At 57.1% G+C, this 14,120-nt stretch carries 12 protein-coding genes; 3 read left to right on the forward strand and 9 right to left on the reverse strand.

Features of this window, described 5'->3' with window-relative positions; translation table 11 throughout:
- Positions 1-7: 7 nt before the first annotated feature.
- The 3 genes from MWU60_RS05290 to MWU60_RS05300 are packed head-to-tail and all read right to left on the reverse strand — an operon-like array spanning position 8 to position 3,037.
- On the reverse strand, positions 8-1,033 hold the full coding sequence (locus MWU60_RS05290; RefSeq protein WP_247226074.1) for an extracellular solute-binding protein: 1,026 nt from the start codon (positions 1,031-1,033) through the stop codon (positions 8-10).
- On the reverse strand, positions 1,012-2,379 hold the full coding sequence (locus MWU60_RS05295) for a sensor histidine kinase (RefSeq protein ID WP_247226075.1): 1,368 nt from the start codon (positions 2,377-2,379) through the stop codon (positions 1,012-1,014). The genes MWU60_RS05290 and MWU60_RS05295 overlap by 22 nt, the downstream gene beginning before the upstream one ends.
- Entirely contained in the window at positions 2,372-3,037 is a 666-nt protein-coding gene (locus tag MWU60_RS05300; RefSeq protein WP_247226076.1) for a response regulator transcription factor, read from the reverse strand. The genes MWU60_RS05295 and MWU60_RS05300 overlap by 8 nt, the downstream gene beginning before the upstream one ends.
- Positions 3,038-3,143: 106 nt before the next feature.
- On the opposite strand from MWU60_RS05300, the gene MWU60_RS05305 reads away from it, so the two are divergent.
- From MWU60_RS05305 to MWU60_RS05315, 3 genes are read left to right on the forward strand one after another with little or no spacing between them, the layout of a single operon-like run.
- On the forward strand, positions 3,144-4,130 hold the full coding sequence (locus MWU60_RS05305; RefSeq protein ID WP_247226078.1) for a tripartite tricarboxylate transporter substrate-binding protein: 987 nt from the start codon (positions 3,144-3,146) through the stop codon (positions 4,128-4,130).
- A 60-nt stretch (positions 4,131-4,190) separates the two neighbouring features.
- Positions 4,191-4,679, forward strand: a complete 489-nt coding sequence (locus MWU60_RS05310) for a tripartite tricarboxylate transporter TctB family protein (RefSeq protein WP_247226079.1) — start codon at positions 4,191-4,193, stop codon at positions 4,677-4,679.
- A 3-nt stretch (positions 4,680-4,682) separates the two neighbouring features.
- Entirely contained in the window at positions 4,683-6,200 is a 1,518-nt protein-coding gene (locus MWU60_RS05315; RefSeq protein ID WP_247226080.1) for a tripartite tricarboxylate transporter permease, read from the forward strand.
- On the opposite strand, the gene MWU60_RS05320 is transcribed toward MWU60_RS05315, so the two are convergent.
- From MWU60_RS05320 to MWU60_RS05345, 6 genes are all read right to left on the reverse strand, one after another.
- Positions 6,197-7,027: a metal ABC transporter permease gene (locus tag MWU60_RS05320; protein WP_247226082.1), complete on the reverse strand. Its 831-nt coding sequence runs from the start codon at positions 7,025-7,027 to the stop codon at positions 6,197-6,199. The two genes, MWU60_RS05315 and MWU60_RS05320, sit on opposite strands and share 4 nt — an antisense overlap.
- On the reverse strand, positions 7,027-7,881 hold the full coding sequence (locus MWU60_RS05325) for a metal ABC transporter permease (RefSeq protein WP_247226085.1): 855 nt from the start codon (positions 7,879-7,881) through the stop codon (positions 7,027-7,029). Before MWU60_RS05325 ends, MWU60_RS05320 begins: the two co-directional genes overlap by 1 nt.
- Positions 7,881-8,750, reverse strand: a complete 870-nt coding sequence (locus tag MWU60_RS05330; RefSeq protein WP_247226086.1) for a manganese/iron ABC transporter ATP-binding protein — start codon at positions 8,748-8,750, stop codon at positions 7,881-7,883. Before MWU60_RS05330 ends, MWU60_RS05325 begins: the two co-directional genes overlap by 1 nt.
- The gene (locus tag MWU60_RS05335) at positions 8,747-9,637 is read right to left on the reverse strand and encodes a metal ABC transporter substrate-binding protein (RefSeq protein WP_281493192.1); all 891 of its coding nucleotides are present in this window, start codon (positions 9,635-9,637) and stop codon (positions 8,747-8,749) included. Before MWU60_RS05335 ends, MWU60_RS05330 begins: the two co-directional genes overlap by 4 nt.
- Positions 9,638-9,796: 159 nt before the next feature.
- Positions 9,797-12,961, reverse strand: coding sequence for an efflux RND transporter permease subunit (locus MWU60_RS05340; RefSeq protein WP_247226087.1), 3,165 nt, complete (start codon positions 12,959-12,961; stop codon positions 9,797-9,799).
- Entirely contained in the window at positions 12,961-14,058 is a 1,098-nt protein-coding gene (locus MWU60_RS05345) for an efflux RND transporter periplasmic adaptor subunit (protein WP_247226089.1), read from the reverse strand. The genes MWU60_RS05340 and MWU60_RS05345 overlap by 1 nt, the downstream gene beginning before the upstream one ends.
- Between the last annotated feature and the right edge of the window lie 62 nt (positions 14,059-14,120).

Below are 14,120 nucleotides of genomic sequence, written 5' to 3' on the forward strand. Positions count from 1 at the left end.
GGGCCACCTATTGCGACGGCGCACTCGGCGACTGAATAATCGCGCTTTCCCACTCGCGCATGAACGTGCGCCGCTTGAGCCTGTCGAGATAGGTCATCAATGCAGGCTCAAGCGCGATACGGCTGCGCCCTGCCGCATCCAGTTCGGTTATCAAAGGCGGTAATGGAAAGCTTGCAAGATCAGCGCCCTGTGACTGCGCAATGGTGAGATGACGGATGAAATCGGCAGCGGTTTGTGGTTGCAGCGTGTCCCGGGACACAAAAGCCGTGCGCATCATAGTTGTGGGAAAGTCCGAAGGCAGGATCACTTCCAGCTTATCGCGCGTATCTTGGCGGGCCTGCGCATAACTGCCCAGAACATTGTAGGCGACCGCAATTGTCCCATCCGCCAGATCATCAATCATTTCGCCTGAACAGCAATAAAGGCGGGCATCCAAGCTGCCCATCACCTCGGTCAGCCGCCAAAAGCTTTCCGAGGCACGCGCGTCTTGCGTGGCAAAGAGATAACCCAAACCTGACTGACGCACATCATAAGTTCCGACCCGGCCACGGAACCTGTCAGGATCAGCGCGCAAAGCCTGGATAAGTTCCAGCCGCGTGCGCGGCACGTCTTGTCCTGCGAAAGCCGCCTTGTTGATGACGATTGTCGCAGGTTCGGTGGTGAATGCGAAAAGGCTTTGCCGCCATTGCGCCCATGCAGGATGAGTAATGTCGTCAATGCGCTGTGCAAAACCATCGTTGGCGAGCTTCAGTTGCAAGTCCATCGCGCTTGAAATCACGACGTCGAATTCAGCGGGCGACGCACGGAAAATCTGATCCAGATCAGCAGTGCCGGTGACGAGGTACTCGATAGAAACATCGGGCCTTTCCGCCAGAAAGCTCTCGATGATTGGCGCGAAAAACGATGTATCCGTGCTGGAGATAATCCGCATTGTCGGGCTGCTATCCACCCCGAACATGCGCTGATCTTCCCAGTCTTGGGCATGGGCCAGCATTGGCAAAACCCAAAGCGCTAAAAGGACAAGGTAACGCATGCGCCCCCCGTCTTTTGGTTTTCCAGGGTCAGCTTGCCACCATGTGCATGGGCCACGTCTTCGACGATTGTCAGCCCCAGACCTGAACCGACGATGCCTGCAACATTCGTGCCGCGTTTGAACCGCTTGGCGAGATCATCGATTTCGTCGGGATCAAACCCTGTGCCCTGATCGCAGACACGCACATGTGCGGTGGGCACATCACTGACGCTGATGGTAATCGTGCTTTCGGCGGGTGAGTATTTCAGCGCATTATCAATAAGGTTGCGCAACGCGTTTTGTACCAGAATGGGATCACCCCGCACCGCCGCGTTTCCGTCTTGGGTCATTTCCAGATCAATATCCTTCATTTCGGCGATGGGGGTCAGTTGCACCAACAGCTCTTGTACCAACGCGCCCAAATCAATGTCTTGCTGGTCCAGATTATCGGCTCGAAAGGCAATCATAGCGTGATCCAGCAACTGCCCCGCCGCACGCGAGCTTTCGTCAATTGCGCGCACCATTGCGCGCAATGCCTGACGGTTCTCGGGCCGCTCGACGCGATGCAGCGTTGTTTCTGCATGTGATCTGACAGTCGCCAGCGGCGTACGCACCCTGTGTGCTGCTTCGGTGATGAAATTCTCGGACTGCAATAGCGATTGGTTCAGCCGCGCCATCAGGCTGTTGAGCGATGACACAAGCGGAGCCAGTTCCGCCGGGATCGGCTTGACCACCGGGCGCAAATCCTTGGGCCCGCGCCGGGTGATCGCGGTGGTCAATGCCTGAAGCTGCCCAAAGGTCGTTGAGGTCGCCCAAAACGCAATCAAGGTCGCCAGCGCAAAGAAACCCGCCCCAAACAAGGCGACGTTACGGGAAATTCCATTCAGCGTGCCTGACAGCGCATCCTGCGTTTGCCCTACAGACACCACGATGTTCGTGCGAAAACCGGCGCCTATCAGCGTGCGCGATGCACTGGCCAGCCGCACGGGCACGCCGTCGAAAACGACGGTTTCATATTGCCGGTCCGTGTTTGCAGCGATGTCGCTGCGTGGCAGCGTATCATAGCCTGATATCACGGCATCATCTTGATAAATCGCGTAAAAAACGCGGTCATCAAATTCCGTGCTTAGCATGGACAGTGACGCATAAGGGAAATCAACGTCAACCACGCCGTCACGGACAACAGCCGCATCAAGGATCGAACTGACAGAGGCGCCTATGATCTGATCCTGCCCGGCCTGTGCGATCTGGGCTGCATAGTTCCGCACGACAACAAAGAGCAAAATCGCAAGAACCGCGGCACCGCCCACAAGCGTCACTGCCAGACGGTTCCGCAGTGATCCTGCGACGCGCACGACCTCAGTCATGGTCAAGCCTGTAGCCAAGGCCACGATGGGTGGTGATTGACACACTGGAGTTTTCCAGATGCTTGCGCAGCCGGGCAATATAGACCTCAACCGCGTTCTCTGACACGTCTTCTTCGTAAGAAAACAGCCGGTCGATCAGTTTGGTCTTGGGAAAAATCTGCCCCGGAGCGCTGATCAGCAATTCAAGCAAACGCAGTTCACGGTTGCGCAGGTTGATCACGCGATCACCTATCGTCAGGTTGCCTGCCACCGGGTCAAACGCAACATCCCCGTAGCGCGTGATCGTCTTTGCAGTGCCTGCTTTGCGGCGCAGCACTGCCCGGCACCGCGCCTGCAATTCGGCATGATCGAAAGGCTTGGTAATGTAGTCATCCGCCCCCAGATCAAGCACGCTGATTCTATCTGATACCTCTGACCGGGCGGTCAGTACGATCACCGGCGTGTCGATTTCGCCCGCACGATGCGCCTTCAGAAAGCTGCGCCCGTCGCCATCGGGCAGCATGATGTCCAGCAGGATCAGATCATATTCGCCGGTCTCAGAAAAGGCGACAGCATGTTCTAATCTCTCTGCATGATCAACGACATGCCCGTCGAGTTGCATCCTTGAACAAATCGCTTTTGCCAGTTCAATGTTATCTTCGACAAGAAGAAACCTCATCGTGTCACATGCCTTTCTTGCGCCATGACAGGTCGGTGTCAGGTTGCTATGATCGAGTTTGTTAACTGAGCCGCCAAGCGGACAGTTGTCAAATGGGAGGAAACCAATGAAATCGTTTAACATGACCCGCCGGGTTGTGATGGCTGCGGCTACGGCTGCTTTATCACTCGGCACACCTGCAGCGGCGGACGGCCATCAGGTCGTTGACAGCATCCACTTTCTGATCCCCGGCGGTGCCGGTGGCGGTTGGGACGGGACAGCACGCGGCACAGGCGAGGCGCTGACGGCCTCTGGCCTTATTGGCCAGGCATCTTATGAAAACATGTCAGGCGGCGGCGGCGGTAAGGCCATCGGCTACCTGATCGAAAACGCAGAAAGCCAGCACGGCACGCTGATGGTCAACTCGACCCCAATCGTGATCCGCTCGCTGACAGGTGTGTTCCCGCAGAACTTCCGTGATCTGACGCTTGTGGCCGGCACCATTGGTGACTATGCCGCCATCGTTGTGGGCAAAGACAGCCCCGTGGACGACATGGCCGGTCTGATTGCCGCCTATCAAGCTGATCCCAGTGGTACCGCGATCGGCGGAGGGTCTGTTCCAGGTGGACTTGATCACCTTGTTGCAGCCATCGTGATGAAGGCCGCAGGTGAAGACCCAACGGAAGTGAAGTACATTCCTTATGACGCAGGTGGCGAAGCCATGGCGGCATTGCTGTCGGGCGAAATCGCAGCACTTAGCACAGGTTTTTCCGAAGCCATCGCATTGGCCGAAGCTGGCGAAGTCAAGATTGTCGGCATCACTGCGCCCGAACGGATTGAAAGCTATCCAGATGCACCCACAATGAACGAGCAAGGCATCGAAGCCGAGTTCGTGAACTGGCGTGGATTCTTTGCAGCCCCCGGTTTGCCGGATGACAAACTGGCCGCTTACCAAGATGCCATTGCCAAAATGTACGACACACCGGAATGGGAAGCCGTGCGCGCCCAAAACGGCTGGGTCAACATCTACAACAACGGCGATGACTTCTTGTCCTTCCTTGAGAACCAAGAACAGGTCATCGGCGATCTGATGCGCGAATTGGGTTTCCTCTAGGGTTTACCTTTATGTCCGGCGGGTCACCCGCCGGACGTGACGTATTTGGGGGGAAAGACAATGGCGCTAGATCGCTGGATTGCACTGATCATTTTGATGATGTGCACGGGCTATGCCTACACCGCTTTTTTCACGATGGATGACATGCTGGCACCTTTCATGCGCCGCGATCCGATTTGGCCATCCACCTTCCCCAAAGTTCTGTCTGTGATGGGTATGGTTGCCGCAATTCTGATCTTGCTTGGGTTTGAAAAAGGCGACGGCACCATCAAGGCAGGCGAGATTAACTATCGTCGGTTGCAAGACTATAAAATCGGTCAGGCGCTGTTTCTACTGGGCCTGATGGTCGCTTATGCTTTGCTGTTGCGCCCGCTTGGTTTTATCGGCTCGACCGTCGGTTTCCTGATTATCGGATCGGTTTTGCTGGGCGAGCGTCGCTTGCACATCCTGATCCCCGTCGCTTTCGCTGCCGCTTTTGGCATCTGGTATCTGGTCCAGGAAGTGCTGGGTATCTTCCTGCGCCCCTGGCCCTTTGTGTTTGGAGTGTAGCCGATGCTTGAAGGACTGATGATTGGCCTTGCGACGGCCTTTTCCCTGACAAACATTCTAATGGTGATTGGTGGCTGTCTGATTGGCACATTCATCGGCATGCTGCCCGGTTTGGGGCCGATGTCGATTATCGCGATCATGATCCCCGTCGCCATCTCTATCGGTGACCCGTCGGCTGCTTTGATCCTGCTTGCGGGCGTCTATTATGGCGCAATCTTTGGTGGCTCCACCTCATCCATCCTGATCAACGCCCCCGGTGTGGCCTCGACCGTCGCATCAAGCTTTGATGGCTACCCGCTGGCGCGCCAAGGCAAGGCCGGCAAGGCGCTGACTGTCGCCGCGATTTCATCCTTTGCCGGTGGCACGATTGGCGCGATCCTATTGATGATCTTTGCCCCTGCTTTGTCCACTGTAGCCCTGCTCTTTGGATCGCCTGAGTACTTTGCGCTTATGGTGGTTGGCCTGTCAGCTATTGCGGCTTTTGCAGGCACAGGCCAAGTGACCAAGGCACTGCTAATGACGCTTGTCGGGCTGATGCTGGCCACGATCGGTGAAGGTGTGTTGTTCAACATGCCACGCTTCACTTTCGGGATCATGGATCTACAGTCCGGTCTTGGGTTTATCACGCTGGCGATGGCGATGTTTGCCTTGCCAGAGGCGATTTATCTTGTGCTTGATCCCTCCAGGTCCAAAACCGAAGAAGGCGGCGGCGAAATTAAAGACCTGCGCATCACCCGTGATGAAGCCAGACAAATTGCACCGGTCATCGGGCGGCAGTCTGTACAGGGCTTCCTGATTGGTGTGCTGCCCGGAGCAGGTGCAACGATTGCATCCTTCCTCGGTTATGCGGTTGAACGCAACATCGCCACTAAAGAGGAACAAGAGCAATTCGGCAAAGGCAGCCTCAAAGGTCTTGCCGCACCTGAAAGCGCCAATAATGCCGCCTGCACCGGGTCTTTCGTTCCGCTACTGACCTTGGGCATTCCCGGCTCTGGTACGACCGCCATTCTGCTTGGCGCATTGATCGCCCTGAATGTGTCACCCGGTCCGCGCCTGATGATTGATGAGCCGCAGATATTCTGGGCTGTCATTATCTCAATGTATCTGGGCAATCTGGTCCTTTTGATCCTGAACCTGCCCTTGATCCCCTATATAGCCAAAGTGCTTCTTGTTCCGCGGACCTTCCTAATCCCGTTCATCCTGTTTTTCACGATGATGGGGGCCTATATCGGGCAAAACAACGCGACCGAGTTGCTGCTTCTCGTTGGACTTGGCATCGCGGCCACGATCCTGCGCTTTGCCGACTATCCGCTTGCGCCTTTGCTGATCGGGTTCATCCTTGGGCCAATGCTGGAAAACAATTTCTCGCGGTCCATGCAAATTTATGACGGGATCGGTTTTGTTCTTGAACGGCCCATGACCTTGGGATTGCTGACAGTTGCGGCCCTGCTGATCGTGCTGCCCAGCTACCGCGCGCGCCGTGCGAAGCTGCGGGCCGAAGGTGTCGCTGACGGCGATTAGGAAACGCTGGTGGCTTGCCGGACTTTCAGGTTTGCGCGAATGAACGCGACAATAAAGACAAGCGTGAGAACCAGAATGACCGTCGGTGCCGGCGCGCTGTCGATAAAGAAGCTCAGGTAGACCCCAAGAAAGCCGGAAATCATCGTAACCCCAACCGCGATGGGCAGCATCAGTGCGAACCGCTTGGTCGTCAGAAAGGCAATCGCGCCCGGTGCGATCAGCAAACCAATGGCAAGGATGATCCCGACAGCGGCCAGCGTGGCGACAATCGTCAGTGAGATCAGCGCCAACAGGCCATAATGCAACCAACCGACCCGCAGTCCAACCGCTTGCGCCTGAACCGGATCGAACGCATGCAGCATGAAATCCCGCCGTTTCGCTACGATGACTGTCGCGACCAAGGCTGCAATGGCTCCTGCTGTCCAAAGGTCTTGCGCGTTCACACCCAGCATGTTCCCAAACAGGATGTGATCAAGGTGCATTTCGGTGCTGATTTTGGTGTAAAGCACAAGACCGAACCCAAACATTCCTGAAAACACGATCCCCATGATCGTGTCCTGTTTCACCCGGCTGTTGGCAGACAAAAACCCGGTGCTTAGGGCGCAAAACATACCCGCGACAAAGGCCCCGATGATCAGCGGGATGTTCAGCAGATAGGCCAGCACAATCCCCGGCAAAACCGCATGGCTGATCGCGTCGCCCATCAGCGACCAACCCTTGAGAACCAGATAGCACGACAACAGGCTTGTCGGGACTGCGATGATCGCCATCATCAAAAATGCGTTGTTCATAAACGCGAATTGGAATGGGAACAGCAGAGTTTCCATCAGTCTGCCTCTAACACTGATGCCGCCCGGCGGCGTGCGGCCAGATAGCCGTGTTTGGGTGCAAAGAAAAACGCCGCAAGAAAGATCAGCGTTTGCAGTGAAACGATGATGCCCCCCGTCGCGCCATCCGCGAAATAGCTAAGGTATGCGCCCACAAAGCTGGTCCCTGCCCCGATCGTGACGCTGAGGACAAGCAGTTTTGGAAAGCGATCAGTCAGCAGATAGGCCGTCGCCCCCGGTGTCACCACCATCGCGATCACAAGAAACGCACCAACCGTTTGTAGGGCCGCGACGCAGGATGCGGACAGCAGGGTAAAAAATACGATCCGCAGGATGTCTGGCCGCAACCCGATTGAGCGCGCATGGTTTTCGTCAAAGAAGGTGACCATCAGGTCCTTCCATTTTGCCAGCAGCACAGCCAACGTCACAAAGCCGATAATCGCCAGTTGCAGCGTGTCTGACGGCGTGATCGCAAGGATATTGCCCATCGTGATTGTCTGCACGCTGACAGAAGTAGGCGACAGCGATACCATGAACAGGCCCAAGCCAAAGAAGGATGTAAAGATCAAACCGATGATCGTGTCTTCCTTCAACCCCGAGCGTTGATTGAGAAACAGCATCGCCCCTGCCGCTAATCCCCCCGCGGCAAAAGCGCCAAGCGCAAAGGGCAGACCCAGCATATAAGCCCCTGCCACACCCGGTACGATCGAATGGCTGAGTGCGTCACCGATCAGCGACCAGCCTTTGAGCATCAGATACGCAGACAGGAACGCGCAAACGCCACCGACCAATGCGCTGACCCACATGGCGTTGAACATGTAGGCATAGCTGAAGGGTTCCAGCAGCCATTCCATCAGGTTGGTTCTTTCGTCTCGTCTTTGGCAGTTTGATGATCGTCGCCATAGACGATAAAGGGCCGCTCATCGTCGGTGATGACCCGGATCTCGCGACTGTCGTCATCATCGTGCAGGTCTGCACCGCCAAGCACGAAGTGGCGCAGCACGCCGCCAAAAGCCAATTCAAGATTTTCGTGCGTAAATGTCTTTTCGGTCAGGCCATAGGCGAGAATGGTTTCTTTCACGAGTATCGTCCGGTCGCAGAATTCCGGCACAGAGCCAAGGTTGTGTGTAGACACCAAAATCACCCGCCCTTCATCGCGCAAATCCCGCAACAGGGCGACAATAGCATCCTCTGTCTGCACATCGACACCGGTGAAAGGTTCATCCAACAAAATTACTTGGCCCTCTTGCGCCAAGGCACGGGCCAGGAAAACACGTTTGCGCTGACCACCGGAAAGTTCCCCGATCTGCCGATACCTGTACTTTGCCATGTTGACCCGGTCCAAGGCCTGCGTCACCGCCGCATGGTCAGCAGGCTTGGGGCGTCGGAAGAAGCCCATATGCCCGTAGCGCCCCATCATCACCACATCTTCGACCAGCACAGGGAAGGTCCAATCGACCTCTTCTGATTGCGGGACATAGGCCACGATGTTGCGGCGCAGCGCCTCGCTCACTGGCATGCCCAGCACGGAAATCTCACCGCGCGCGGCGGGAACAAAACCCATGATCGCCTTAAACAGCGTGGACTTCCCGGCACCGTTGACCCCCACAAGGGCCGTGATGGTCCCTGTCGGAATTTCAAAGCTCGCGTTGCGCAGTGCCGTGTGACCATTGCGGTAGGTCACCGTCACATCGCGCGAGATGATACCGGGAGTTTGGGTCATTCGGTTAGGCCCGCCGCGATGGTTTCAGTCGTCACGCGCAGCAAATCAAGATAGGTCGGCACGGGCCCGTCTGCGTCGGTCAGACTATCGACATAGAGCACACCTGCATATTCGGCACCTGTTTCGCGGGCGACCTGTTGCGCAGGCGCTTGGCTGACGGTGCTTTCGCAGAAGACAGCCGGGATATTGTTTTCGCGGACTGTATCAATCACGCGACGCACCTGTTGCGGGGTGCCTTGGCTGTCGGCGTTGATCGGCCAGAGGTATAGCTCTTGCATTTCAAAATCGCGGGCCAGATAGCTGAACGCACCTTCGCAGCTGACCAGCCAACGCTGTTCGGCAGGCAAAGCAAGGATCTGTTCGCGCAGCGGAGCGATAGCGGCCGTGATTTCGGCCTTATACGCCTCGGCGTTCGCCTCATAGGTCGCAGCATTCTCGGGGTCATGTTCAACAAATGCATCGCGGATATTGTCGACATAGATCAGTGCGCTCTCAAGGCTCATCCATGCGTGTGGGTTCGGCTTGCCGTCGTATTCACCAGATGAGATGCTCATCGGCTCAATGCCGTCGGACAGTGTCGCACTGGGCACATCAGACAGGTTGCTGAAGAATTGCTCGAACCACAGCTCAAGGTTCAGCCCGTTCCACAAAATCAGATCTGCATCCTGCGCGCGGATGATATCGCGCGGGGTCGGCTGATAACCGTGGATCTCTGCCCCGGCCTTCGTGATGCTTTCGACGATGGCGGCATCACCGGCCACGTTTTGCGCCATATCAGCGATTACCGTGAACGTGGTGACGGCCTTGAACTTGCTCTCATCTGCAAGTGCCGCAGTGGACAGCGTAGCCGCAAAAACAGCAAGTGAGAGGTGTTTCATCATCTTCATTCCAGTGTCCTTTCAAGAGCAGAGTGTCAATTGAAAACCTGCTTATGAGACTTATTCGCAATTGTAAATTTAAATGAGAACGATTCTCATTTGCTCACAGGATGTTGAATTTGGTCAAGAATTGCGGTTCAGCCTTACGTAGGGCTGAACCGCCTTATCTTATTCGGCGGGTGCGGCAGCACCCAGAGTTTCTTCCTGCGGCTCTGGCTTGCGCAGCACAAGGCGCAGCAGCGGTGGCACCGTCAAAAGCGTCAGGAAGGCCGACATCGAAAGCCCGCCAACAACCACGGCGCCTAGGCCGCGATAAAGCTCTGATCCCTCACCGGGGAACACCACCAGCGGCAGCATGCCCATGACGCTGGTCAATGTGGACATAAAGATCGGGCGAATACGGTTGCTTGTCGCCTCCTCAATCGCGGCGACCGGGTCCATCCCTTCTTCTCTAAGATGGAACAAGGTCTGGTGCACAATCAGGATCGCATTGTTCACCACAATGCCCACTAAGATCACGAACCCAAGAAGCGTCAGCATGTCCATCGGCTGTGTTTGATAGAGGTTCAGAACCGCCAGCCCCCCGACCCCACCAGCCGCCGCCACAGGCACGGCAATCAGGATGACCAAAGGCAGTACGAAACTTTCAAATAAGATCGCCATGACAAGGAAAACGATGACCAGCGCAACAACCAGATTAATCTGAATGGCCGACCACGTCTGGCTCAGCTGGTCAGCAGTGCCCGACACGCTGAGCCGAATATCGTCTGGGATACCTTGTTCTTGCAGGACCGCGACAACCTCGGTTTCAAGCAGTTCCACGGCCTGTTCGAGCGGCAAGTTGTCTGCTGGTCGCACCTCAAGCGTGACCGTGCGCAACCGTTCGCGGTGCCTGATCTCGGTCGGACCTGCCGTCAGCACCACGTCAGCCAGCGCTGATACAGGCACGATCTGGCCATTGGGCGTGACAACCGGATAGTTGCCGACATCTTGCGTGCGCGCGGCCTCATTGATGGACGGATCGCCCTTAAGCACCAAGTCGACGCGTTCCGCACCCACGGTAATCTCTGCCACACGTAGCCCGTCGTTAAAGGCGTCCACCGTCGCCGCCAGCCCGGAACTGTCCAGTCCCGCATCGGCAAGGCGCAATCGATCGGGGATCAGGCGCACCTCAGGTGCACCAAGTTCCAGCCCCGGAATTGGTCGGAACTGGTGTCCTTCGGATCGCGGAAGCAAGCCGGACACAATACCCGCAGCGCGTCCCGCGACGCCTAGGATATCTTCCAACTCTTGCCCTGATACATTCAACTCAATCGTACGTCCGCCGCCTACGCCGCGCCCAAACAGCGAGGGCTGTGTCATGAAACCGAACGTACCCGGCTCGGCAAAGATCGGTTGGCTCAGCACCGGGATCAGTTCGCCCGCACGCTGGCTATCCACCGCCCCTGCCCCAACGAAAGAGTTGCCAGGCGTTGCCACAAAGAAGAAGCTTTCGATCGTGGGAATGCCATCTTCGGTCTCAGTCTCCGGCGCGGCTTCCCATAGTGGTTGAGCGACGCGCTCGATCCGTTGCGCAATGGTTTCGGTGGTTTCAAGGTTGTAGCCCGGCGGCGGAATGATCAGGCCGAAAACAAGGTTACGATTGCCCTCGGGCAGGTATTCCAGCCGTGGCAAAAACGTCCAGCTTGCAACAGCGGCACCGCCGGCAATCAAGGTGACCATCACGATGCCGATCGTCCTGAAGCGGACAGTCATCCGCACGTAAGCCATCACAAGATCGCGAAAGCCGCGTGCCAGGTGATCAATACCCCAAAGCCTCATCGCCTTTTGGTCGTCGCGGCGTAGCAATCGACTGGCAAGCGCAGGAATGACGGTCACAGCAACGACCAACGACAATAGAACAGAGACCGAAATCGCAACAGCGATGTCGCGGAACAGCTGGCCTGCTTCCAGCTGCATGATCAGGATCGGGACGAAGACCAGCACGGTCGTCAAGGCCGACACAAGGATGGCACCCCAGACCTGTTTGGCCCCCAGATAAGCCGCCTCGCGCCGGGAGTAACCTTTTTCGCGCAATCGGTAGATGTTTTCCAGCACGACAATGGCCGCATCCACAATCATGCCGACAGCAAAGGCGATGCCAGCCAGTGATATCACGTTAAGCGTCCGTCCAGTCGCCGCCATCACCACAAAGGTCGCGACGATGGACACTGGAATGGACAGTGACACGATGACCACCGCCCGTGGTGATCGCAGGAACAGCATCAGGATCAGCGCTGCAAGCGCACCACCGATGTAGATATTCTTGGTCACAAGGTCGATTGCGCCTTCGATGTAAATCGTCTCGTCATAGACCTGATCCATGATCAGCCCTTGATCGGCGACAGGCCCGGCCTGTAGTTCGGCCAAGACAATGCGCAGTTCTTCCATGACCGTGATCACATTGGCCCCGGATTCCCGGACCACGTTGAACGCAAGCCCCGCCTCGCCTTTAAAGCGCAGCCGGGCTGTTGGTTCCTTAAAGGCGAAAGCCACATCCGCCACGTCGCTGACCCGCACACGTCCTGTCCCACCGTTGCTGGCATCAGAGCGCAAAACGACATTGCGGATTGCCTCTTCGGTGTTCAGATTGCTTTCGGTGCGCACCACATAGCGGCGCTTGCCCTCATCCACATCACCCGCCGAGATTGAGATGTTTTCGGCACGCAACCGCTGCACCACTTCAGGCACTGTCAGTCCAAAACGCGACAAACGTCGGGGGTCTACAACGACCTGCAATTCACGGGTCACGCCGCCAAAGACGTTCACGGCGGCAACACCGGGGATCCGTTCAACCCGGTCTTTGACGATGTCTTCCAGAAAATCGCCGTAGGACGGGATATCGCGGATGTTCCCTTCGGCGGCAGTGATCAAAACCCAGGCAATAGGGCTGTCATCCGCGCCAGAGGTGTTCAGCGTCGGCTCATTTGCCTCAGCCGGGTAGCTGCCGACACGGTCGAGCCGGTTGGACACCAGCAAAAGCGACTGGCTCATATCCGTGCCAATCGCAAATTCAAGTGTCACCTCAGCCTGTCCGGTCCGCGACCGCGATGTCATGATTTCCAGACCATCAAGACCACGCAGCGTTTCCTCCTGCGGGTTGACGATTTCGCGCTCAATCTCGGACGGGGCCGCACCGGGCCAACTGGTTTCAATCACGACGATGGGTTTGCGCACGTCCGGTGCCAGTTGGATCGGGATTTGGGTCAGCGCGAGCGCGCCAAACAAAACCGCAATCAACACAGCCGCGATGACCGCGACGGGACGTTCAATGGAGTAACGGATAAAATCCATCAGTTCGTCTCCACCATATTGGCAGAAATGGCCTGACCGGGGCGCAGGCGTTCATTGCCGCGCACAACGACCAGATCACCCGGAGCCAACCCGCCCAAGACCTCATAACGATCCCCCAAGGGCACGCCCAAAGTCACCTGACGCGGCTGCGCCTGATCATCGGCGGCTACAAAAACGGTCCACCCGCCCCGCGCCTGGACCAATGCGTCCTTGGGCACCGACAGAACGTCGCGTGCGGCACCCACCGGGATTTCAACCGTGAGCGATTGGCCAACTGCAGCGCTGGTCACCTTGGACAGATCAGGGGCCGCAAACAATACAGCGCGGGTGCGCGTGGATGGGTCCTCGACCGGTAGAACCGCACGCAACTCTAACGTCAGCTCCGCGCCGGTTTCGGTGCTTGCAGCAACAATCTGACCGGGCTGAAGGAAAGCGGTGTAGCGCGACGGCACACTTGCCCGCACCTCAAACGCGTCGGTATCCAAGAGCCGCACAACAGGTGTGCCCGCCTGAATAAACGCGCCCGGAATCGTGTTCACCTCAAGCACGACACCCGAAAACGGGGCAAGGATTTGACTGCGGTCCAACTGGTAGCTGGTTTCAGCAACGCGTGACTGCGCGCTTTTCTCGCGGGCTTGGGCCTCAACGAACTGCGCTTCGGCTTCTAGAAAATCGGCTTGTGCGTCATCAAAACGGCCTTGGCTGAATGATGTGCCGCCGCGCAGCGCCTCAACCCTGTCGAGGGCGACGCGCGCCCGGTCGACACGCGCGCGTGCTGTTTCAATCCCGGCGGCGGCCTCGGCAAGCTGCGCTTGTGACTGCGCAAGTTGGATCGTCAGCAGGTCATCGTTCAATTCGACAAGCAAATCACCCTTTTCAACACGAGTGCCTGCCAAAACAACGACAGTCTCCACATTCCCGGCGACGCGCCCCGCGACATTGCCATCGCGTGCTGTTGTGACTTCGGCGAAAACCGGCACCGTTTCGGCCAAAGCGCGCATCTCGACTTCTTGCACGCCGACTGATGCAGCGCGCCCTTGCGCTTGCGCGAAGGATGCCACCCCTAAAAAGATCACAAAAGTCACCAGTAAGCGCATTGATTTACTCCATCTTGCACCTCGCTAAGGTAGTGTGGCGTTATCGAAGTCAACGCATGCAG

Origin of the sequence: Yoonia sp. F2084L (assembly GCF_023015625.1) — a bacterium.
Lineage (GTDB): Bacteria > Pseudomonadota > Alphaproteobacteria > Rhodobacterales > Rhodobacteraceae > Yoonia.

Bases quoted from the DNA above. Each gene is read 5' to 3' on its own strand.
- MWU60_RS05290 (WP_247226074.1), bottom strand. From the start codon at position 1,033: ATGCGTTACCTTGTCCTTTTAGCGCTTTGGGTTTTGCCAATGCTGGCC.
- MWU60_RS05295 (WP_247226075.1), bottom strand. From the start codon at position 2,379: ATGACTGAGGTCGTGCGCGTCGCAGGATCACTGCGGAACCGTCTGGCA.
- MWU60_RS05300 (WP_247226076.1), bottom strand. From the start codon at position 3,037: ATGAGGTTTCTTCTTGTCGAAGATAACATTGAACTGGCAAAAGCGATT.
- MWU60_RS05305 (WP_247226078.1), top strand. From the start codon at position 3,144: ATGAAATCGTTTAACATGACCCGCCGGGTTGTGATGGCTGCGGCTACG.
- MWU60_RS05310 (WP_247226079.1), top strand. From the start codon at position 4,191: ATGGCGCTAGATCGCTGGATTGCACTGATCATTTTGATGATGTGCACG.
- MWU60_RS05315 (WP_247226080.1), top strand. From the start codon at position 4,683: ATGCTTGAAGGACTGATGATTGGCCTTGCGACGGCCTTTTCCCTGACA.
- MWU60_RS05320 (WP_247226082.1), bottom strand. From the start codon at position 7,027: ATGGAAACTCTGCTGTTCCCATTCCAATTCGCGTTTATGAACAACGCA.
- MWU60_RS05325 (WP_247226085.1), bottom strand. From the start codon at position 7,881: ATGGAATGGCTGCTGGAACCCTTCAGCTATGCCTACATGTTCAACGCC.
- MWU60_RS05330 (WP_247226086.1), bottom strand. From the start codon at position 8,750: ATGACCCAAACTCCCGGTATCATCTCGCGCGATGTGACGGTGACCTAC.
- MWU60_RS05335 (WP_281493192.1), bottom strand. From the start codon at position 9,637: ATGAAGATGATGAAACACCTCTCACTTGCTGTTTTTGCGGCTACGCTG.
- MWU60_RS05340 (WP_247226087.1), bottom strand. From the start codon at position 12,961: ATGGATTTTATCCGTTACTCCATTGAACGTCCCGTCGCGGTCATCGCG.
- MWU60_RS05345 (WP_247226089.1), bottom strand. From the start codon at position 14,058: ATGCGCTTACTGGTGACTTTTGTGATCTTTTTAGGGGTGGCATCCTTC.